The organism is [Clostridium] citroniae WAL-17108 (assembly GCF_000233455.1).
GTDB classification, from domain to species: Bacteria; Bacillota; Clostridia; order Lachnospirales; family Lachnospiraceae; genus Enterocloster; species Enterocloster citroniae.
The window spans coordinates 666291-686790 of the sequence record NZ_JH376421.1; the positions used below are offsets into that span (position 1 = coordinate 666291).

General features: G+C 44.6%; 20 protein-coding genes. 7 read left to right on the plus strand and 13 right to left on the minus strand.

Annotation, left to right across the window (positions count from 1 at the left end; all coding sequences use genetic code 11):
• Positions 1-67: 67 nt before the first annotated feature.
• From HMPREF9469_RS12995 to HMPREF9469_RS13005, 3 genes are read right to left on the minus strand one after another with little or no spacing between them, the layout of a single operon-like run.
• Positions 68-580 carry a DUF4446 family protein gene (locus tag HMPREF9469_RS12995; RefSeq protein WP_007862596.1) on the minus strand — a complete coding sequence of 171 codons (513 nt, stop codon included), beginning with the start codon at positions 578-580 and terminating at the stop codon, positions 68-70.
• Between the two features lie 23 nt (positions 581-603).
• Positions 604-1527, minus strand: a complete 924-nt coding sequence (locus HMPREF9469_RS13000; RefSeq protein ID WP_007862598.1) for a ParB/RepB/Spo0J family partition protein — start codon at positions 1525-1527, stop codon at positions 604-606.
• Positions 1527-2297: a ParA family protein gene (locus HMPREF9469_RS13005; protein ID WP_007862599.1), complete on the minus strand. Its 771-nt coding sequence runs from the start codon at positions 2295-2297 to the stop codon at positions 1527-1529. The genes HMPREF9469_RS13000 and HMPREF9469_RS13005 overlap by 1 nt, the downstream gene beginning before the upstream one ends.
• Positions 2298-2548: 251 nt before the next feature.
• Between HMPREF9469_RS13005 and HMPREF9469_RS13010 the strand changes: the two genes are divergently transcribed.
• Together HMPREF9469_RS13010 and HMPREF9469_RS13015 are read left to right on the plus strand one after the other, a co-directional pair.
• Complete coding sequence (locus tag HMPREF9469_RS13010; protein WP_007862601.1) at positions 2549-3499, plus strand: alpha/beta fold hydrolase; 951 nt, start codon at positions 2549-2551, stop codon at positions 3497-3499.
• Positions 3500-3589: 90 nt separating this feature from the next.
• Positions 3590-4423, plus strand: coding sequence for a deoxyribonuclease IV (locus tag HMPREF9469_RS13015; RefSeq protein WP_007862603.1), 834 nt, complete (start codon positions 3590-3592; stop codon positions 4421-4423).
• Between the two features lie 83 nt (positions 4424-4506).
• On the opposite strand, the gene rsmG is transcribed toward HMPREF9469_RS13015, so the two are convergent.
• The 10 genes from rsmG to HMPREF9469_RS13060 form a co-directional block, all read right to left on the minus strand.
• A complete protein-coding gene (gene rsmG / locus HMPREF9469_RS13020) occupies positions 4507-5265 on the minus strand; it encodes a 16S rRNA (guanine(527)-N(7))-methyltransferase RsmG (protein ID WP_007862604.1) in 759 nt (252 codons plus the stop codon).
• Between the two features lie 18 nt (positions 5266-5283).
• Complete coding sequence (gene mnmG, locus HMPREF9469_RS13025) at positions 5284-7158, minus strand: tRNA uridine-5-carboxymethylaminomethyl(34) synthesis enzyme MnmG (protein ID WP_007862605.1); 1875 nt, start codon at positions 7156-7158, stop codon at positions 5284-5286.
• Between the two features lie 28 nt (positions 7159-7186).
• Positions 7187-8566 (minus strand): tRNA uridine-5-carboxymethylaminomethyl(34) synthesis GTPase MnmE, encoded by a 1380-nt coding sequence (mnmE, locus tag HMPREF9469_RS13030; protein ID WP_007862606.1) that lies wholly within the window; start codon positions 8564-8566, stop codon positions 7187-7189.
• Between the two features lie 98 nt (positions 8567-8664).
• On the minus strand, positions 8665-9462 hold the full coding sequence (gene jag, locus HMPREF9469_RS13035; RefSeq protein ID WP_007862607.1) for an RNA-binding cell elongation regulator Jag/EloR: 798 nt from the start codon (positions 9460-9462) through the stop codon (positions 8665-8667).
• Between the two features lie 12 nt (positions 9463-9474).
• A complete protein-coding gene (locus tag HMPREF9469_RS13040) occupies positions 9475-10797 on the minus strand; it encodes a YidC/Oxa1 family membrane protein insertase (RefSeq protein WP_007862608.1) in 1323 nt (440 codons plus the stop codon).
• A 19-nt stretch (positions 10798-10816) separates the two neighbouring features.
• Positions 10817-11029 carry a membrane protein insertion efficiency factor YidD gene (yidD, locus tag HMPREF9469_RS31300; protein WP_082197749.1) on the minus strand — a complete coding sequence of 71 codons (213 nt, stop codon included), beginning with the start codon at positions 11027-11029 and terminating at the stop codon, positions 10817-10819.
• Positions 11030-11036: 7 nt separating this feature from the next.
• Positions 11037-11381 (minus strand): ribonuclease P protein component, encoded by a 345-nt coding sequence (gene rnpA, locus HMPREF9469_RS13045; protein WP_007862610.1) that lies wholly within the window; start codon positions 11379-11381, stop codon positions 11037-11039.
• Positions 11382-11470: 89 nt separating this feature from the next.
• Positions 11471-11605 (minus strand): 50S ribosomal protein L34, encoded by a 135-nt coding sequence (gene rpmH / locus HMPREF9469_RS13050; RefSeq protein WP_007862611.1) that lies wholly within the window; start codon positions 11603-11605, stop codon positions 11471-11473.
• A 216-nt stretch (positions 11606-11821) separates the two neighbouring features.
• Complete coding sequence (locus HMPREF9469_RS13055; RefSeq protein ID WP_007862612.1) at positions 11822-12445, minus strand: ECF transporter S component; 624 nt, start codon at positions 12443-12445, stop codon at positions 11822-11824.
• Between the two features lie 95 nt (positions 12446-12540).
• Positions 12541-13938, minus strand: coding sequence for a hypothetical protein (locus HMPREF9469_RS13060; protein ID WP_007862613.1), 1398 nt, complete (start codon positions 13936-13938; stop codon positions 12541-12543).
• Positions 13939-14403: 465 nt separating this feature from the next.
• Here HMPREF9469_RS13060 and dnaA point away from each other — a divergent pair, with 465 nt between their 5' ends.
• The 5 genes from dnaA (at position 14404) to gyrB (ending at position 20470) form a co-directional block, all read left to right on the plus strand.
• Positions 14404-15774, plus strand: a complete 1371-nt coding sequence (gene dnaA, locus HMPREF9469_RS13065; RefSeq protein ID WP_007862614.1) for a chromosomal replication initiator protein DnaA — start codon at positions 14404-14406, stop codon at positions 15772-15774.
• A 279-nt stretch (positions 15775-16053) separates the two neighbouring features.
• The gene (gene dnaN, locus HMPREF9469_RS13070) at positions 16054-17172 is read left to right on the plus strand and encodes a DNA polymerase III subunit beta (RefSeq protein ID WP_007862616.1); all 1119 of its coding nucleotides are present in this window, start codon (positions 16054-16056) and stop codon (positions 17170-17172) included.
• Between the two features lie 29 nt (positions 17173-17201).
• Positions 17202-17411 (plus strand): RNA-binding S4 domain-containing protein, encoded by a 210-nt coding sequence (locus HMPREF9469_RS13075; protein WP_007862618.1) that lies wholly within the window; start codon positions 17202-17204, stop codon positions 17409-17411.
• A 22-nt stretch (positions 17412-17433) separates the two neighbouring features.
• Positions 17434-18519, plus strand: coding sequence for a DNA replication/repair protein RecF (gene recF, locus HMPREF9469_RS13080; RefSeq protein ID WP_040416078.1), 1086 nt, complete (start codon positions 17434-17436; stop codon positions 18517-18519).
• Between the two features lie 37 nt (positions 18520-18556).
• The gene (gene gyrB, locus HMPREF9469_RS13085) at positions 18557-20470 is read left to right on the plus strand and encodes a DNA topoisomerase (ATP-hydrolyzing) subunit B (protein WP_007862622.1); all 1914 of its coding nucleotides are present in this window, start codon (positions 18557-18559) and stop codon (positions 20468-20470) included.
• Positions 20471-20500 lie beyond the last annotated feature (30 nt).

Genomic DNA, 20500 nt, shown 5'->3' on the forward strand with positions numbered 1-20500 from the left:
AGTTTCCATATCTACGGCGGAAACTCCGGTTTCTGTAAATTTATGTAAATTCTTGTAGAATCCTTGATCAATTCTTTTTCACATATCCCAATGCCTGTTCCAGAGCTTCCTGTTCTTCATTTCCAAGAACAATGTCTGTCTGGCCCATATCTACTTCCTTAATATAGAGATAACAGCCTTCCCTGCTATGGACACAATTCATAACAAACCCACTGTTGGTATAGTCCAGCACAGATAATGCAAAACTGAGATTTCCTCCCATGCCTTTAAACGCATTATATTTTACAATACCATACTTTTGGAAAGAAGCCCTGAAGTTGCGGTTCAGAGTCCGGATGGAATCCTTATTTGACCTGTCTTCTGCCCTCAAATCACGAAGTTCATCCAACTCGTCCATAATCATGTCTTCCAGAGTTTCCGCATCCTTGCCCCGCATGAAATAATCGTATTTGCGGTCCAGTTTTCTCAGCTTTGCCATTGTCACAATGACCAGTATCAGCAGCAAGACCACTATTATCATAAGTCCCAAAATAATATATGCGGGATCAAATGGACATTGATTTAAAATGCTGTTCTCCATTGTATATCTTCTCTCCTTTGTGTCTAACGAATAGATTCAATCATTTCCACAATCCGCTCTAATTCTGCTTCCGAATAATATTCAATCTCTATCCGGCCCTTATTCTTGTCCTTATTATGGATACTTACCTTTGTACCCATAATGGTTTTCATTCTATCTTCCAGATTCTGGTATATGATAGCAAGGGTTTCATCCTTGGACTTTTCCTTCTTTTCCTCATGACCATCAGCCGCATCCTTAGCTAAACGTTTTACCAGACGCTCTGTCTCCCTGACACTCAAAGCTCCATCTAAAATAAGCCTTGCTGCTTTTAACTGAAGCACTTTGTCATCTAATGACAGTAATGCCCGGGCATGTCCACTGGATATAAGGTTCTGTATGAGCATTTCCTGTATTTGTTCATCCAGTTTCAAAAGTCTCATGGAGTTTGTTATGGTGGCCCTATTTTTTGCAACCCTGACTGCAATCTCTTCCTGAGTTAAATGGAATTCTTTTACCAGCTGCTGGTAAGCCAAGGCTTCCTCAATTGGATTTAAGTCAGCCCTCTGCACATTCTCTATCAGTGCGATCTCCATACTTTCCTGTTTGCTATACTCTCTTAGTACAACTGGAATTTCCTTTAAGCCCGCGATTTTCGCGGCCCGCCATCTGCGTTCTCCGGCTATGATCTCATAAAAGGTCCCTTTTTTCTGTACTAAAAGCGGCTGAAGAACACCGTACCGTTTAATGGATTCAGCCAGTTCACAAAGCTGTTCCTCGTTGAAATCCTTTCTCGGCTGCTCTTTGTTTGGTTCAATCAAAGCCAGCTTGATCATCAACTCGCTGCCCTTTTCTTCCCCTTTATCAGTTGCCGCCGCCTTGGCTTTCGCAATATCTTCTTCGCTTTCTTTTATAACATCCTCACCAAAAATGGCACCCAATCCTTTTCCTAAACCCTTCTTTGCCATTACAACTCTTCTCCTCTGCTCATTACTTCTGCCGCAAGCATTCTATAGCTTTCAGCCCCCGTTGATCTGGAATCATAGAAATTAATTGACATACCATGGCTGGGAGCTTCGGCCAAACGGACATTTCTTGGAATAATGGTTTTATAAATTGTTCGGTTTAAACTGCTTTTAACACTTTCCACAACCTCCAAGGAAAGGTTAGTCCTTGCATCATACATGGTGAATACCACACCCTCCAGTTCCAAACCCGGGTTCAGCTTCCGCTTCACAAGATCTACTGTTTTTAGTACCTGATTCAGTCCCTCCAGAGCATAATACTCACATTGTATGGGAACCAGCACCGTATCCGCTGCTGTCAGTGCATTGATTGTCAATATATTTAAAGATGGGGGACAGTCAATCAGAATAAAATCATATGTATCACGTACCTGATTCAGACAATTACTGAGAAGTTTTTCTTTATCTTCCACTTCCTGAAACTCGATTTCCGCACCTGCCAGGTTCATGTCCGAGGGCAAAATATCAAGATTCGGCTGTATCTCATTTATAATACACTCCTCAACAGGTTCCTCTTCGATCAGCATGTCATATACTGTTTTATCAAAATCCTCCCGTTCCAATCCCAGACCACTGCTGGCATTTCCTTGGGGATCAAAATCCACCAGCATTACCTTTTGACCGGCCTCAGCCAGACAGGCGGCAAGATTAATAGCCGTGGTCGTTTTCCCAACCCCGCCCTTCTGATTGGTTATAGTTATTATTCGTCCCATTTGTATTGATTCCTTTCTCGAAAAAATAAGCCTTCTTCGATTACTTTTACGATTATATCACAACTCTAATTCTTTTCCTATGCATAATTCTTAGAAACTCATAATTTTACCGTTTTATACAAAAAATGTTTCACGTGAAACATTTTTATGTCATAAAACTCTTAAGAATAATTTAATCCTCTACCCGTTGTAATAGCCCCCAGCTTGTATTATAATAGATAAAACAACCAAAACCAGGAGAGTATAATTGAATGAAAACAAGAAGTAAATTATTAACATTACTCATACTGTCAGCTGGAGCAGCCACTACCACTGCTCTTATTAATAAAGCAATCAAACTATCAGCTACATCCCGTAATGTATTAGGTGAGCCGGAAGCTCTCTGTTACAAGTGGCGGCTGGGTAATATTTATTACACCAGGACCGGCAGTGGAAAACCACTTCTCCTGGTCCATGACCTTACACCTGCTTCCAGCGGATACGAGTGGAAGAATCTGGTTGGTAAGCTTGCAGAAAATCATACCGTCTATACCATTGATCTGTTAGGTTTTGGACGTTCAGAAAAGCCTAATTTGACTTATACCAATTATCTGTATGTACAGCTGCTCTGCGACTTCATCAAGTCTGAGATCGGTCACCGGACTGATATGCTTTCTTCCGGTTCCTCGTCCACTCTGGGAATTATGGCATGTTCCAATTCCCCGGAACTGTTTGACCAGCTTATGTTTATCAACCCTGAAAGCATTTTATCTTCCAGCCAATTGCCCGGAAAGAATGTAAAACTATACAAATTTATGTTGGATCTTCCAATTGTAGGAACTTTAATCTATCACATATCATGCAGTAAACAGGCACTTACCAAAGAATTTATGACAAACTATTACTATAATCCTTATTCTGTAAGGGCGGGCATGATAGATGCATATCATGAAGCAGCACATTTGGGAGAATCACCAAAATCTATATATGCCAGTCTCGAGTGCAATTATGTGAAATGTAATATTGTAAATGCTTTAAAAAAGATAGATAACAGCATTTATTTGATAGGTGGCGCTGCTCTTGATGAAATGGAAGAACTGATGTCGGAATATAAGGACTATAATCCGGCCGTGGAGACAGCTTCTATTCCCAACACAAAGCTCACTCCTCATTTAGAAAAGCCCTCTGAGGTTTACCAGTTAATTCAAACCTTCCTATCATAGCTTTAAATATGTTTCACGTGAAACATCCGGTTCGGATACCATTGATCCGAACCGTTTTATTTATTATCTCAAGGAAAGGAAATAATTCATATGATACGAATAGGATGCCATTTATCCTCATCAAAAGGGTACCAAGCAATGGCAAAAGATGCAGTCAAAATTGATGCCAATACTTTCCAGTTCTTTACTCGGAATCCAAGAGGTGGAAATGCTAAAGCAATTGACGAAAAAGATGTAAAAGCTTTTTTACTTAAAACAGAGGAGGAAGACATCTCTCCTATCCTGGCGCACGCCCCTTACACTTTAAATGCTTGTTCCGCAGATCCAAAGTTACGGGATTTCGCCAAACGTACCATGGCAGACGATCTTGTAAGAATGGAGTATACACCGGGGAATATGTATAACTTTCATCCGGGATGCCATGTCAAACAGGGGGTGGATGTTGGTGTTTCATATATAGCTGAAATGCTCAATGAAATTCTCACTTCCGATCAGACCACTACTGTCCTGCTGGAAACCATGGCGGGCAAAGGCAGTGAGATCGGTGCGACATTTCAAGAGTTAAAACAAATTCTTGATTTAGTAGATTTATCAGACCATATGGGAGTATGTCTGGATACCTGTCATGTGTGGGACGGAGGATATGATATCGCCAATCATTTAGAAGAAGTACTGGACGAGTTTGATCAGGTGATTGGGCTAAATCGTCTAAAAGCAATTCACTTAAATGACAGCCAAAACCCATTGGGCGCACATAAGGACAGACACGCCAGACTTGGCGAAGGTCACATAGGAATTGATACTTTTTATAAAATTGTGACTCATCCCATTTTAAGCAAGCTTCCATTCTATTTAGAAACTCCGAATGATTTAGATGGCTATAGGAGAGAAATTCACATGATGCGGGAAGCTGCTGATTTATAATTAAATATTAGAAATAGGTTTTTACTACAAATAAGAAAAGAGGAAATGTTTCACGTGAAACATTTCCTCTTTTCTTATATCAATTATTTTAACGGTTCTCTGGTAGGCATTCCCGCCTTACGTGGATACTTTTTTGAGATTGCCTTAATTTTCTCAATTACCACAAGGGATCTGGCAGCATCTGTGCCTGGAAGCAAAAACTTTTTAACCATCTTTTGCTCTCCTCCCAGCAGTCCAATCGCTCTTTGCGCCTGAACCAACTCCTCGTCAATCTCCCCGGACTTATAAGGTACAAAATATCCGCCAACCTTAACAAATGGCATACAATACTCAGAAAGAGATGCCAAATTGGCAACTGCCCTGGACACACATAGATCATAGGTCTCCCGGTGTTCCGCCAACCGTCCCGCATCCTCGGCTCTGCCATGAACAAATGTGACATTCTCCAAATTAAGAGCATCACATACTTCTTCAAGAAATTTTATTCGTTTATTCAAGGAATCCAGAAGAGTTACACGAATTCCTGGAAAAACAATTTTTAATGGAATACCCGGGAAACCGGCCCCTGTACCAACATCAATGATCCGGCTGTTCTCAAACCAGCCCACCCCCTGTTTTCCTGTTTTTTCCATTTCCTGAATTATAGCAAAAAGTGACAAGCTGTCACTAAAATGTTTTGTCACAACCTCATGTTCCTCAGTAATGGCAGTGAGGTTCATTACCTTGTTCTTCTCCACCAGCATTTCATAATAGGTGAAAAACTGATCCATCTGATGTTCACTTAGTCTGATGCCCAGCTGATCCAATTCCCTTTTCATCTGATCTAAAAATGTTTCTGTCATATAGCTCCTCACTGTTTCTCACTGTTTTCTCGTGAAATGCACCAGCAATACGGAAATATCTGCCGGTGAAACACCGGATATCCGGGAGGCCTGTCCAATGGTGGCGGGCTGCACCTTATTCAGCTTCTGGACCGCCTCCCTGCGCAGGCTGTTTACCTCAGAATAATCAAAATTCTCAGGCAGTTTCTTATTTTCCAACTTTCCGAACTGTTCTACCTGTTGAAGCTGGCGTTTAATATAACCCTCATATTTAATCTCAATATTCACCTGCTCCCTTACGTCAGCAGCAAGTTCAGGTCTTTCCTCATCCAGTTCCTCCAGCTTATCATAATCAAGCTCAGGCCTTTTGATCAGCTCTGCCAGTGTGATTCCTGACTTCAGCTGAGTACTTCCATATTTTTCCATACATACCCGGGTTTTTGGATTTAATCCAACCACCGTGCGGCCAAGCCTTTTAATTTCAAGATCAATGGCCTCCATCTTATGGATCAGCTGTTCATACTCCTTATCACTTACAAGTCCTATGTCATGTCCTATTTTTCTAAGCCTTATATCAGCATTATCCTGTCTGAGAAGAAGCCTGTATTCAGCTCTGGATGTCATCATCCTATAAGGCTCATGGTTTTCCTTGGTTACCAGATCATCGATCAGCACGCCTATATACGCCTGGGAACGGCTGAGAACAACCTGGTCCCTTCCCGTTATCTTCATGGCGGCATTTACACCAGCCATAAATCCCTGAACAGCCGCCTCCTCATAACCGGAGGATCCATTAAACTGCCCGCCTGCGTAAAGGCCGGATATCTTCTTAAACTCCAGTGTTGGTTTAAGCTGAAGGGCATTAATACAGTCATATTCAATGGCATAGGCATTCCTTACAATCTGAACATGCTCCAGTCCCGGCACAGTTCTGTACATTGCATACTGTACATCTTCAGGCAGGGAACTGCTCATTCCACCCAGGTACATTTCACTGGTATAAAGGCCTTCCGGCTCCACAAACACCTGATGGCGGTCCTTGTCCGGAAACTTTACCACCTTATCCTCAATGGAAGGACAGTACCTTGGTCCGGTTCCCTCAATGGCTCCTGAAAACAGGGGGGAACGGTCCAGATTATCTCTGATGATCCTGTGAGTCTCTTGATTTGTATAAGTCAGCCAGCAGGATACCTGCTCCTTTTGGACACTTTCCGGATCCGTGGAAAATGAAAACGGCACCACTCTCTCATCCCCAAACTGCTCCTCCATCTTTGAGAAGTCAATGCTCTTTTTATCTACCCTGGCAGGAGTCCCTGTCTTAAACCGGAACATCTCAATACCATTAGCCTTCAGGGAATCTGTAAGATGGTTAGCTGCCTGCAGCCCATTGGGACCTGTAGGATTGCTCACATCCCCATAGATACATCTTGCCTTCAGATAGGTTCCCGTACAGAGGATCACGCATTTCGCCCTGTACAGAGCGCCGGAAAATGTACGTACTCCCTGTATCTTTCCATCCTCCACCACTATTTCAGACACCTCAGCCTGACGTATGGTAAGATGATCCGTCTGTTCCAGGGTCTTTCTCATCTGTCTGCTGTAATCCTGTTTATCGGCTTGAGCCCGCAGGGAATGGACAGCCGGTCCCTTGGATTCATTGAGCATTTTCGACTGGATAAAAGACTTGTCAATATTCTTTCCCATCTCTCCGCCCAAAGCGTCCAGTTCCCGTACCAGATGTCCCTTGGAACTGCCACCCACATTGGGGTTACACGGCATCAGCGCAATGCTGTCCACACTCACCGTAAACATGATAGTTTCAAGCCCCAGACGCGCACAGGCCAGCGATGCTTCACAGCCGGCATGTCCGGCTCCCACAACTACAATATCATATGTTTCTTCCAAATATGGCATAATTCCATGATCCTCTTTCATTTAAAAACTATTTCCCCATACAGAACCTGGCAAATATCTCATTCACCAGATCATCATCCACTGCCTCACCAATGATCAAGCCCAGCTGTTCATAGGCATCCATAAGATCAATGGAATAAAAATCCTCCGGCATCTGGTCCTCAATGCTTCCCCTCACCATCTCAAGGCTTTTAAGGGCCTCCTCCAAAGCTTCCTTATGGCGCACATTTGTTATATAAACCTGATCATTAAACTTAAGCTCGCCGTGATAAAACAGATGTCTGATCTCCAGCTCCAACTCCCCGATCCCCTGTTCTTCCTTTGCGGACACGGGAATCACCTTCTGCCCGCACATTTTCTCCAGGTCATCCTTTTCCACCACAATCTGAAGGTCTGATTTATTCAGCAGTATAATGGATTTCCTGCCACGGATAAACTCCAGGATTTCCCTGTCGCTCTCATCCAACGGCCTGGAACCGTCCACCACAAATATGATCAGGTCCGCATCCCTGGCAGCCCTGCGCGCCCTGTCCACCCCAATCTTTTCCACCACGTCTTCTGTGTCCCGTATACCTGCCGTATCCACCACATTCAGGCTGATACCCTGTAGATAGATATGTTCTTCCAAGGTGTCCCTGGTAGTTCCGGCAATCTCAGTTACAATGGCCCTCTCCTCTCCCAGGAGCACATTCATAAGGGAAGACTTTCCCGCATTGGGTTTTCCCAGGATCACCGTTTTCACCCCTTCTGTCATAACCCTGCCGTCATCAGCGGACTCCACCAGCTCTCTCACCTGCGAGATCATGACCTCCAGTTCTCCCTTAAGCCCTGCGCTGTATCCGTCCAGGGAAATGTGTTCAGGGTCATCCAGAGCAGACTCAATAAATGCAATCTGATATAAGATCCCAGCCCTTAGATCCCTGATCCGTTTTGATACCGAACCGCTCAGCTGGCCGACCGAACTTTTTAATGCATATTCATTGGTAGCATTAATCACGTCCGCCACCGCCTCGGCCTGGGACAGGTCGATCCTGCCGTTTAAAAATGCCCGCTTTGTAAATTCACCCGGCTGTGCGGTCCTTGCCCCGGCGTGGATCACTGCCTCCAGGATCTTTTTAACCATGAGGATCCCTCCATGGCAGTCTATCTCCACCGTGTCCTCGGCCGTATAACTGTGAGGCCCCTTCATGACCAGTACAAGGGCTTCATCCACCTTCTCATCCCCATCATAAATAAACCCGTAATGAACCGTATGAGATCTGGCATTGCTCAGCTTTACCTGGTCCCCATTCTTATTCCGGTAAAGTTTATCGATCACTGAAAATGCCTCATCTCCGCTGATCCTCACAATGCCGATCCCGGAATTGCTCATTCCGGTGGCTATGGCTGCAATTGTATCTGTCTTCATCTTCTATCCTTTCAAATACCGCTTTAAGGGGCACCCACGCGTAAGTAGCGCAAAAGGCCATTGCTAATGCAACAGCCTTTTATCTGAAACCTTACAAATTACACCTCATCACCAGCAGCTGTCTCATCTGACGCTTCGGATGAACCATTGGAAGAATAATGGCTGCGGCGGTTATTATTTCCCTTATATCCGCCGGACCTGTCTGACCGGTCACGGTCGTAACGGCCACCCTTGCTCTTGTCGTAACGCCCTCTTCTGTCCCCTGAAGAAGCTTCCTTCTTAAGGGCGATCACCACGTGGCGGAAGGGCTCTTCGCCTTCACTTCTGGTAGTAACATACTTATCATTCTGAAGCGCTGCGTGAATGATCCTTCTCTCATAAGGATTCATTGGCTCCAGTGAAACCGGTCGTTTTGTCCTCTTCACCTTATAGGCAATATTCTTTGCCAGGGTTTCCAGGGTTTCCTTTCTTCTTTCACGGTAATTCTCCGTATCCAGTTTAACCCTCAGATATCCTTCCGTTCCCTTATTGACGATCAGGCTTACCAGGTACTGGAGTGAATCCAGGGTCTGCCCTCTCTTGCCGATCAGGATCCCCATATCATCACCTTCCAGGTTCAGTGACAGTTCCTGCTCTTCCTCATTATATGCAGCCGTGATATTTACCTGCATGTTCATGGCCTCAAATATCTGCGACAGGAAATCCATGGCCCTGTCCTCAATGGTTTCCTTTTTCCTTGCACGAATAATGGCTGGTTTTGAACCGATTCCCAGGAATCCGGTGCTTCCTTTGTCAACCACTTCATATTCCAGCTTATCGCTGGTGGTCTGAAGTTCGATTAAAGCTTTTGTAACTGCATCGTCTACTGTCTTAGCAGTAACTGTAATCATATCCATACAGAACCCCTCCTATTTTTTTCCCTTATCGTGCTTTTCATTGTATTTGGCAACCATATTAGCCTTTGACGCAAGACTGCCCGGCTTTGCATTATCATTATAATACTTGTTGGATTCCTCCACGATTGCCTTTGTCTTGGCAATTTTAGCCATCTGGGCGCTTTCAGCCTTGATCTCTTTTTCCTCCATCTTCTTAAGCATGGTATCCACATTGCCTACCTTTGTGGGAGGAAGTCCTTTTTTAGCACGCTTTTTGTTGGTCTTTTCAATGTTCTTCTGAACCAGGTCATCAATATTCACCTTATTAAGATAAGAATTGATCCCTACCTGCTGAATAATAGTAAATACACTCTGTGCAACCCAGTAAAGTCCGATACCGGATGCAAATGAAAAACAGAAGAATACGGACATCAGAGGCATGGTTACATTCATGCTCTTCATCATGCCTGCCGCAGGATTGTCATCCTTACCAGAGGCCTGAGGCTGGTTGGCTGTCATCAGCTTGGTGCTGTACCACTGGCTCAGTCCCGCAAACAGAGGAATGCAGAGAGCCGCAATGGCCGTAAGTAAGGTGGTGCCGTCAACCTTATTAAAGTAGTTCATGATAACCTGAAGAGGTGTGTATGCAATATTGAGCCCAAAAAATGTCTGCATGTTCTCAATGGCATCCACCACCCTGACGCCGGTTTCCGTAACAGCCTGTCCCACTGCCGAAAATGAATTCACCAGTGTGTCCCACTGCTGTCCTGTAAATTTGTATAATAAGTCAATGACCGTGTTTACATTGGTATAATCATACTTGTCAATGGGCATTTTCTGAGCTGCTGCCAGATCCGTAAATGCCTGAGCGGTCTGATATCCGCTTGGAAGCTTGCTGATAATAGTCTCATAATATCCCCTTACAGACTGAACATATGCGGGAATATTATAGATAACACGATACAATGCAAAAATGATAGGCATCTGGATCAAAAGAGGAAGGCAGCCGCCGGTCATGGAGGTACCGTACTTTTCATAAACCCCCTTGATCTCCGTCTGCATCATCATCGCATACTTTTGATCATTTTCCTTGCCCTTATACTTTTTCTGGATTGCAGAAATCTCCGGCTGCATAACCGCCATCAGCTTGGAAGACTGCTGCTGCTTGATGGTAAGAGGTATCATAAGTACCTTTGTTACCAATGTAAAAAGAATAATACACAAACCGATGTTTTCAATACCAAATATACTGGTAAACTTAAACAGCCAGTCCATGATCCACCCCAGGATATCTGCGATCGGCCCCAGAAAACCGCCTGTCTTTGTCAATACCACTGCGCCAACTAACTCATTCAATACGTATACCTCCTAATCTCTACGGAACTGGATCATAACCGCCTTCTGCAAATGGATGACACCTCAGTATCCTTTTGCAGGCCAACCATGTACCCTTTAACGCACCATACTTTTTTAGTGCCTCAATGGCGTATTGGGAGCACGTAGGTGTGTAAATACAGTGAGTTCTTATCTTAAGAGGAGACAAAAATCTCTGGTATCCCCTTACCAACAAAATAAAAAACCTTGCCATAATCACTTCACTTCGATTCTCTTAAAATGTGATGCAGTCCGCACAGGTGCATATAAGCACCTTCCAAATCTTTGTATTCTGATGTTTTTGCAGCCACTCTGGCCACAACAATGATGTTTAACCCAGTCTTCAATCTATGATCATTTAAACGAAATATTTCTCTTATAAGTCTGGTAATGTGATGGCGGACAACACTGTTTCCCACTTTCTTGCTGACCGAGATGCCGATCCGGTTCCTGTCTTCCCCGCTTTCCGCCACATACATAACAAGAAGTCTGTTTGCATAAGAAGTCCCACTTTTATAAATCTTCTGGAACTCACCGTTTTTCCTTACGGAAGGAAATCGTTTCATACGATACTCCTAACAACTAATTATTAAGAAAAGAAAAGGCCACATGTTCCTGTGGCCTGTCGTTCTTTTGCTTTAAGCTTGAAACAAAATTAAGCAGATAATCTGGCTCTACCTTTTGCTCTTCTGGCAGCAATAACTTTTCTACCGCCTACAGTCTTCATTCTAGCTCTAAAGCCATGAACTTTCGCTCTCTGTCTCTTCTTGGGCTGAAATGTCATCTTCATAATCCGGGCACCTCCTATCAAAATTATCTGGTAATGTGAAAACACACATTTAGACTAGTATAATTAAACATCCACTCAATTATATAGAAGAAATCCGTCTTCGTCAAGTGCATTTTCATAAAAAAACCACAAAAAACCTATAAAAAAGGACGGTTTTAAGGCCGTCCCAATAAAATGTGTGCATTGTCGGTTTCTGTTACTATATTTAGTATTACGTCAGGGCTGCTTAGTAAAACGAAGCATTACTTTTCCTATAATTGCCACCAGGATTGCAGCAACGATCGCTTCCGGTATACCGGATGCGGTAACTGTCACCATGATCAGTCCCCATACGGCATCGATCGCAACATTTTTGGCAGCGGCATACTGGGAAGCAAACAAAAGATAGATACTCCCCATAACAAAAACCGTGTTGGTCATGGAGCCTATGAATCCGGTGATGGGAAGGGCTGCCATTCCATTAAGCCCCACCTTTTTAAACAGGATCCAGAGCCATCCCGCGATCACACCGATCATGATCCTGCATCCCACAGAAACCCAGACTGCTTTTAATACGCCGGGAAGTCCGGTCATGCTCATAAACGGCGAAAACGCAAAAGAAAGCAAAGTGGGCGCCATGGTATTGCTGATCATGGAGCATATGCCAAACACAGCTCCCAGGATCGCACCAGCCAAAGGTCCCAGCAAGATCGCTCCCAAAATAACGGGAATATGCACAGTTGTTGCCTTAATCACCGGAAGCTGTATCATTCCGAAAGGCGTATTTGCCAGCAGAATGACAACTGCCATCATAAGTGCAACACTTGCAAGCCAACGAGTGTCTTTTTTCTTTTTATTCAATTTTTTATCCTCCTGCTACTGTTCTTATAAATAAGATACAATGCCACATACCCACATTATAAACACAACTGGCAGGAGGCGTCAACGTAAAATTATTAATTTAAAAACCACTGTGCGCCCAGTCCCGTAATGGCGACAGCCGTCAGTATGTACAGACAGATGGAGGTCAGGTATGCAAACGGAATGGACAGCTTTAAAAACTCCTTGGACTCTACCTTGGTATAAGCAAGACCCCAGGCGATCCAGGACTGAGTAATACAGGAACCTACATTTACGGTCGTGGCCGGAATGGAGAATACGCAGAACAGGAACGGAACTGAAAAATGTCCGACATTTGACAGGACTCCCAGTGTTGCAGCGCCGCAGCCAAACAGGGTAAAGGGACCCCTGAAAAATCCTAAAAATGCCAATGCCGCAAAGAGGATGCACACCACATACTCACTGGTAGGCATGATTCCGCCTATGACTTCCTTAAAGAACGGAGAGGCATATGTCGCACAGGTATTAAACATGGGCAGGGTTAAAAGGAAACCGATCAGAGGAGCGGTATCCACCACGCCGTCATAATACAGCTTATTAACCAGCTGGCAGTTCTCCTTAAAGGATCCTTTCATCCTTCCGCACAAAAACAGGGCCGCAAAACCAGCTATGATAAAACCGCCGATCACTGAAAAATCCAGGGCGATCTTAAGGACCACGGGCACGATGGGAAGCAGAAGGGCCAGCATGGGAGCCTCCTTCTGAGGCTGTGCATTAGGGGTACGGGATGCCCATGCATGGCTCCTCTTTCCAAACTTCAGGTAAATGCCTGTGAGCAGGGAAACAGTGACCACGGAAATCCCCAGGGCATAATATCCCCAGTGGGTTGCATACCATGAAAATGAAAATTCAGGCATCTGATCAGCCGGCAGGATAAATGCGCGCAGCTGTGAGAACTGAAGCACAGGGTTTAGGTACATGCCTGCGGAAACAGATCCCATAAATGTAAACATGGCTATGGCCTTTGGAATACCAAGGCTCATCAGAATAGGAAGCACGATAACGCCGATGGCGATAACCGGTCCGGCGCCCATCATGGCAGTGAATATAAAAGCCGTAACAATATTAAGAAGCACAATGGTAATGATGGGGCGATCCCCGCCAAGTTCCACTGTCTTGCGGATCAGCGTGGAAGCAATTCCTGTCTCCATGAGAACCCGTCCAAACCAGGCGCCCCAGCACACATTGACAAGGGTTGTGCCCCATCCCTCAGGAGCTGCCTGATAGATCTTGTTTAAAATGGCAACCAATCCCTTGCCTCCGTCCCCTCCAAACTGGAGTACAGGATTCTCGGCAATGAACTCCGGGGAGGATATCCCTGCACCAGCCAGCGACAGCACGGTCCACAACACGGAAATAATCAGAAAACCGATCATCAGGTTGTAGCCTTTTACACAATAATAGGCCAGGGCAAAGAACGTAAGGATAAGCAGTACACCAATCATAAATTCCATAAAATATCCCCCTTTAATTGAATTTGGTAAAATTTATTAAAAAACAATAAATTTTATGAACAGTTTCTAATATATTATACTAAATCATAGGTATTTAAGCAATATAAACCATGTAAACGTAGCTTTTTTTTAACATCCCCCTTCGTCCTTGTCTGTGGATTTACATAAACTTATCCACAAATTGTTGATAAGTTGTGGATAAGTGTGTGTAATTATCTTTTTTTTCCCCAGTGCTCATAAAAAAGTCCAGAATTTCTATATATTTCCGGGTTGTGCACAACTCAGGTTAACTTTTTTATGGTTTTTGTGGAAAAACCCTCCATCCACAAGGCTTTCACAGTGCTTCCACAAGCTGCACACAAAGTTATCCACAATATTTTACACTTTCCATTGAAAAAATTTTTGGTTTAGTATACAATGGATTTAGATTGGGCAATTCTGCAATACAGTTTTAGGAGACAAGAAATGATCGATAAAATCAAAGAAAACTGGGACAAAATCCTGCTTACCTTAAAAGAAGAACACGAAATATCCAATATCTCCTACAGTACCTGGCTGGAACCCTTGAAGCCATATTCTTTTAAAGATAACACAGTAATAATCATTGTTCCTGAACAAACCTTTTTACAATACGTTAATAAAAAATATGGATTTTTATTAAAGGTGACCATCTCGGAGTTCCTTGAACAGGAATGCGAGGTGGATTTCAAAGTTAAGGAACAAATCATTGAAAAAGAAGAACCGTCAGGGCCGCAGCTGATCCAGAAAACATCGGTAGCAGTAAGCCCGGACGTTATTCAGAGTGCCAACCTTAACTCAAAGTATACCTTTGATACCTTTGTGGTGGGTTCCAACAACAACCTGGCCCATGCAGCAGCCCTGGCCGTAGCGGAATCCCCGGGAGAAATCTACAACCCCCTGTTTATATACGGAGGCGTGGGACTTGGAAAAACCCACTTAATGCATGCTATTGCACATTTCATATTAAAAAACAACCCCAATTCCAAGATCCTTTACGTCACATCGGAGACCTTTACCAATGAGCTGATCGATGCCATCCGTAACAAAAACAACATAACCACCACGGAATTCAGAGAAAAGTACCGCAATAACGATGTGCTCCTCATTGATGATATCCAGTTTATCATCGGTAAGGAAAGTACCCAGGAAGAATTTTTCCATACCTTTAATACACTATATGAGTCCAAGAAGCAGATTATAATCTCCTCAGATAAACCTCCAAAGGAAATTGAAACCCTGGAGGAGCGCCTGCGCTCCCGTTTTGAGTGGGGCCTGACCGTGGACATCCAGTCTCCTGATTATGAGACAAGAATGGCCATACTGCGCAAAAAAGAAGAGATGGAAGGATATAATATAGACAATGAGGTGATCAAATACATCGCCACCAACATCAAATCCAATATCCGTGAACTGGAAGGAGCCCTCACCAAGATCGTTGCCCTTTCCAGGCTGAACAAATGTGATATCACATTGGAACTGGCTGAGGAGGCGCTTAAGGATATCATTTCCCCCAATGCCCAGCGGGAGGTGACTCCTGACCTGATCATTCAGATCGTGTCGGACCACTATGGGCTGACTCCCCTTGACATTTCCTCCCAAAAAAGGAACAAGGAAATCGTATACCCACGGCAGATCGTCATGTACCTTTGCAGGAATATGACGGAAACCCCTCTCCAGACCATTGGAAGATACCTGGGAGGAAGGGACCATACCACGATTATCCATGGCGCTGAGAAGATCGCAGGCGACATTAAGAAGGATGATACACTTAAGAATACCATCGAGATACTAAAAAAGAAGATCAATCCACAATAGGCCGTGGAATTCATGTGGACAGGTTGTTGATAACTGCCTGGACTTTAAGACCTTGTGAATCATTTTTAACCATATGTGGATAAACCTGAAGTTTTACCATGGATTGGTGGATGATTTCCACAGATCATTCCACATGAACTTGTCCTTAATCCTCAAGGGATTCGAGGGGTTTTACACAAACCCACAACCCCTACTACGGTTTCTACGAAAATTATCTATATCTTCAACTACTGATGGAGCTTCGGTCTCCAAATAATCTGAAAGGAAGTTATCAACATTATGAAGCTAAAATTTCAAAAAGACGCCATTGTAAACGGCATTAATATTGTAATGAAGGCAGTACCCTCCAAAACAACCATGTCCATCCTGGAATGTATCCTGATCGATGCCAGCACAGGCGAGATCAAGCTTACGGGCAATGATATGGAACTGGGAATTGAGACAAAAGTAGAAGGTGAGATCCTGGAACATGGAAAGATCGCACTGGACGCTAAGCTTTTTTCCGAGATCACACGCCGTCTCTCCAGTGAGAACGCATCCGTTACCATTGAATCTGATGACAAATTCAACACTACCATCAGCTGTGAGAACTCCGTTTTTAATATCCAGGGACGTGACGGAGAGGAATTTGCCTACCTTCCCTACATTGAAAAGGACAAATATATCTGCCTTTCCCAGTTCACGCTGAAGGAAGTGATCCAGCAGACCATATTTTCCATCTCCCCCAATGACAGCAACAAGATGATGGCAGGGGAATTATTTGAGGTCAATGAAAACCAGTTAAAAGTGGTATCCCTTGACGGGCACCGTATCTCCATCCGTAAGGTCCGCTTAAAAGATCATTATGAGGACACCAAGGTGATCGTACCGGGCAAGACATTGAGCGAGGTCAGCAAGATCTTAGGCGGTGACAATGAAAAGGAGGTCCTGATCTATTTCAGCCCCAATCATATCCTGTTTGAGTTTGACAGCACCATTGTGGTGTCACGTCTGATCGAAGGCGAATATTTCAGGATCAACCAGATGCTGTCCAATGATTATGAGACAAAAGTATCCGTGAACAAGAAGGAGTTCTTAAACTGTATTGAGCGTGCCACCATCCTGATCAGGGAAAATGACAAAAAGCCGCTGATCATCAACATTGGTGACAATTCCATGGAGATGAAGCTCAACTCCAGTTTCGGATCCATGAACGCAGACCTTATGATCCACAAAACCGGTAAGGACATTATGATCGGTTTTAATCCAAAGTTCCTGATCGATGCCCTGCGCGTAATAGACGATGAAGAGATCAACATTTATATGATGAATCCCAAGTCCCCATGCTTTATCAAGGATGATGAGGAGAATTATATTTACCTGATTCTTCCTGTTAATTTCAATGCAGCAACGGTTTAGTACGGTTTTTGTACTAAGAAAGGAAAATGATGGAAATAATTAAATTGAGGGAAGACTATATCAAACTGGGCCAGGCGCTGAAAGCGGCCGGCCTGGTCCAGTCTGGTGTAGATGCCAAATATGCAATTGAGGACGGTCTTGTATCCGTAAACGGAGAGGCCGCTTTTCAGCGCGGTAAGAAGCTGGTGGACGGTGACATCGTGACCTACGATGGACAGACCATCAAGATCACCAAATAGGGACCGCAGAAAGAGAACATCCATGATGATTGAATCCATAGAACTTAAAAATTACCGCAATTACAAAGAACTACATATGGAATTTAATCAGGGAACCAATATACTCTACGGTGACAATGCCCAGGGAAAGACCAATATTCTGGAAGCTGTTTACGTCTGCTGCACATCTAAATCACATAAAAGCGCAAAAGACAGGGATATCATCCGGTTTGACCAGGATGAATCCCATATTAAATTACAGATCAGAAAAAATAATGTACCATACCGCATTGACATGCATCTGAAAAAGAATAAGCCTAAGGGAATTGCCATTAACGGAGTGCCTATCAGGAAAGCAAGTGAACTTTTTGGAATTGCCAATGTGGTATTCTTTTCCCCGGAGGATCTGAACATTATCAAAAACGGTCCATCGGAGAGAAGAAGATTTATTGATCTGGAACTGTGCCAGCTGAACAAGCTGTATGTTCATTCCCTTGTACAGTACAATAAGGTGCTGCTCCAGAGGAACAAGCTGCTGAAAGAGTTGTTTTTTAAGCCTGAATATGAAGAAACCCTGGATGTGTGGGACATGCAGCTGGTAAATTACGGCCGGGAGGTGATCCGGTTCCGCCATGAGTTTATTGACCAGCTTAACGAGATTATCCGGGGGATCCACCGGAGTCTTTCCGGTGACAAGGAAGAGATAGAGATTTCCTATGAGCCATATACACAGGAGGACCAGCTGGCCGATGTCCTGAAAAGGAACCGGGGGCAGGACATGAAACAAAAGACCACCCTGTCGGGTCCTCACAGGGATGATATCAGCTTTATTGTAAATGGGATCGATATCAGAAAATTCGGCTCCCAGGGCCAGCAGCGCACCGCTGCATTGTCCCTGAAGCTGTCTGAGTTAGAGCTGGTCAAACGGATCAGCAGGGATGAACCCATCCTGCTGTTGGACGATGTGCTGTCAGAACTGGACAGCGGCAGGCAGAACCACCTGCTTTCAGCCATACAGAATATTCAGACCATGATCACCTGTACGGGGCTGGATGATTTCGTCAACAACAGATTCCATATAGACAAAATATTCCGGGTGATCGATGGAACCGCCCAGAACGAGAACTAGTACAGGATACTACCCAAAAGAAAGGAAGATATAAAACATGGGAGAGCAATACGGAGCAGATCAGATTCAGATTTTGGAGGGACTAGAGGCAGTGAGAAAGCGGCCCGGCATGTATATCGGCAGTACATCAGCCAGAGGACTCCATCATCTGGTTTATGAGATTGTAGATAATGCGGTCGATGAAGCATTGGCGGGATATTGTGATTCCATTGATGTTACCATCAATTCGGACAATTCCATCACAGTGGTGGATGACGGACGCGGAATCCCTGTAGATATCCAGAAAAAAGCCGGCCTTCCCGCTGTGGAGGTGGTATTTACCATCCTTCACGCAGGGGGAAAGTTCGGCAATGGCGGATACAAGGTTTCCGGCGGCCTTCACGGGGTTGGTGCATCAGTTGTAAATGCGCTGTCTGAATGGCTGGAAGTACAGGTTTTTAAAGATGGAAATATTTACCAGCAAAGATACCAGAGGGGGAAGGTAACCTACCCCTTAAAGATCGTGGGAAAATGCGGTCCTGAACAGCATGGGACCAAAGTAACCTTCCTGCCTGACACTGAGATATTTGAGGAGACCGAGTATGACTACGACACCCTGAAGATACGTCTCAGGGAGACCGCTTTCCTCACCAAGAATTTAAGGATCACCCTCAGGGATGAAAGGGAAGAAAAAAAAGAGAAAACATTCCACTACGAGGGCGGTATCAAGGAGTTTGTCACCTATCTCAACAAGGGAAAGACTCCCCTGTATGAGCAGGTGATCTACTGCGAGGGGACCAAGGAAGGCGTGTTTGTGGAAGTATCCATGCAGCACAATGATTCCTACACTGAGAATATTTATACATTTGTTAACAATATCAATACTCCTGAGGGCGGAACCCATCTCACCGGTTTTAAGAATGCCCTTACCAAGACATTTAACGACTATGCCAGGAAAAATAAGCTGTTAAAGGAAAATGAGGACAGCTTATCCGGCGAGGATATCCGTGAGGGGCTGACCGCCATTATCAGTATCAAGGTGGCCGAACCTCAGTTCGAGGGACAGACCAAGCAGAAACTGGGTAACAGCGAAGCCCGTACTGCTGTGGACAATATTGTCAGCGAGCAGCTGACCTATTTCCTGGAGCAGAATCCCGGGATCGCAAAGGCCATGTGTGAGAAATCCATCCTTGCCCAGAGGGCCCGTGCAGCTGCCAGAAAGGCCAGAGACCTGACACGCCGTAAATCCGCCCTGGACGGAATGGCCCTTCCGGGTAAGCTGGCTGACTGCTCTGATAAGAACCCGGAAAACTGCGAGATCTATATCGTAGAGGGAGATTCCGCCGGCGGGTCTGCCAAGACCGCACGTTCCCGCGCCACCCAGGCCATCCTTCCTCTGCGCGGTAAGATACTGAACGTGGAAAAGGCCAGAATGGACCGTATTTACGGCAATGCAGAGATCAAGGCAATGATCACGGCATTCGGAACCGGCATTCATGAGGATTTTGATATCTCAAAGCTCCGTTATCACAAGATCATCATCATGACGGATGCTGATGTGGACGGCGCCCACATCAGCACCCTGCTTTTGACCTTCCTTTACAGGTTCATGCCTGAACTGATCAAGCAGGGCTACGTGTATCTGGCACAGCCGCCCTTATATAAGATTGAGAAAAACAAAAAGGTGTGGTATGCATACAGCGATGATGAGCTGAATTCCATCATGATGGAGATCGGCCGCGATACCAACAACAAGATCCAGCGTTACAAAGGTTTGGGAGAGATGGATGCGGAACAGCTTTGGGAAACCACCATGGATCCTGAGAGGAGGATCCTTCTGCGGGTGACCATGGATGAGGAGACCACCTCCGAAATCGATCTGACCTTTACCACCCTGATGGGTGACCAGGTTGAGCCGAGAAGGGAATTTATTGAGGCCAATGCAAAGCGCGTCCAGAACCTGGATATCTGATTTTGACAATTCGATTGTAAACATAAAGGA

Excerpts from the sequence above, each read along its gene's own strand:
- HMPREF9469_RS12995 (WP_007862596.1), bottom strand. The coding sequence starts at position 580 with ATGGAGAACAGCATTTTAAATCAATGTCCATTTGATCCCGCATATATT.
- HMPREF9469_RS13000 (WP_007862598.1), bottom strand. The coding sequence starts at position 1,527 with ATGGCAAAGAAGGGTTTAGGAAAAGGATTGGGTGCCATTTTTGGTGAG.
- HMPREF9469_RS13005 (WP_007862599.1), bottom strand. The coding sequence starts at position 2,297 with ATGGGACGAATAATAACTATAACCAATCAGAAGGGCGGGGTTGGGAAA.
- HMPREF9469_RS13010 (WP_007862601.1), top strand. The coding sequence starts at position 2,549 with ATGAAAACAAGAAGTAAATTATTAACATTACTCATACTGTCAGCTGGA.
- HMPREF9469_RS13015 (WP_007862603.1), top strand. The coding sequence starts at position 3,590 with ATGATACGAATAGGATGCCATTTATCCTCATCAAAAGGGTACCAAGCA.
- rsmG (WP_007862604.1), bottom strand. The coding sequence starts at position 5,265 with ATGACAGAAACATTTTTAGATCAGATGAAAAGGGAATTGGATCAGCTG.
- mnmG (WP_007862605.1), bottom strand. The coding sequence starts at position 7,158 with ATGCCATATTTGGAAGAAACATATGATATTGTAGTTGTGGGAGCCGGA.
- mnmE (WP_007862606.1), bottom strand. The coding sequence starts at position 8,566 with ATGAAGACAGATACAATTGCAGCCATAGCCACCGGAATGAGCAATTCC.
- jag (WP_007862607.1), bottom strand. The coding sequence starts at position 9,462 with ATGGATATGATTACAGTTACTGCTAAGACAGTAGACGATGCAGTTACA.
- yidD (WP_082197749.1), bottom strand. The coding sequence starts at position 11,029 with ATGGCAAGGTTTTTTATTTTGTTGGTAAGGGGATACCAGAGATTTTTG.
- rnpA (WP_007862610.1), bottom strand. The coding sequence starts at position 11,381 with ATGAAACGATTTCCTTCCGTAAGGAAAAACGGTGAGTTCCAGAAGATT.
- rpmH (WP_007862611.1), bottom strand. The coding sequence starts at position 11,605 with ATGAAGATGACATTTCAGCCCAAGAAGAGACAGAGAGCGAAAGTTCAT.
- HMPREF9469_RS13060 (WP_007862613.1), bottom strand. The coding sequence starts at position 13,938 with ATGGAATTTATGATTGGTGTACTGCTTATCCTTACGTTCTTTGCCCTG.
- dnaA (WP_007862614.1), top strand. The coding sequence starts at position 14,404 with ATGATCGATAAAATCAAAGAAAACTGGGACAAAATCCTGCTTACCTTA.
- dnaN (WP_007862616.1), top strand. The coding sequence starts at position 16,054 with ATGAAGCTAAAATTTCAAAAAGACGCCATTGTAAACGGCATTAATATT.
- HMPREF9469_RS13075 (WP_007862618.1), top strand. The coding sequence starts at position 17,202 with ATGGAAATAATTAAATTGAGGGAAGACTATATCAAACTGGGCCAGGCG.
- recF (WP_040416078.1), top strand. The coding sequence starts at position 17,434 with ATGATGATTGAATCCATAGAACTTAAAAATTACCGCAATTACAAAGAA.
- gyrB (WP_007862622.1), top strand. The coding sequence starts at position 18,557 with ATGGGAGAGCAATACGGAGCAGATCAGATTCAGATTTTGGAGGGACTA.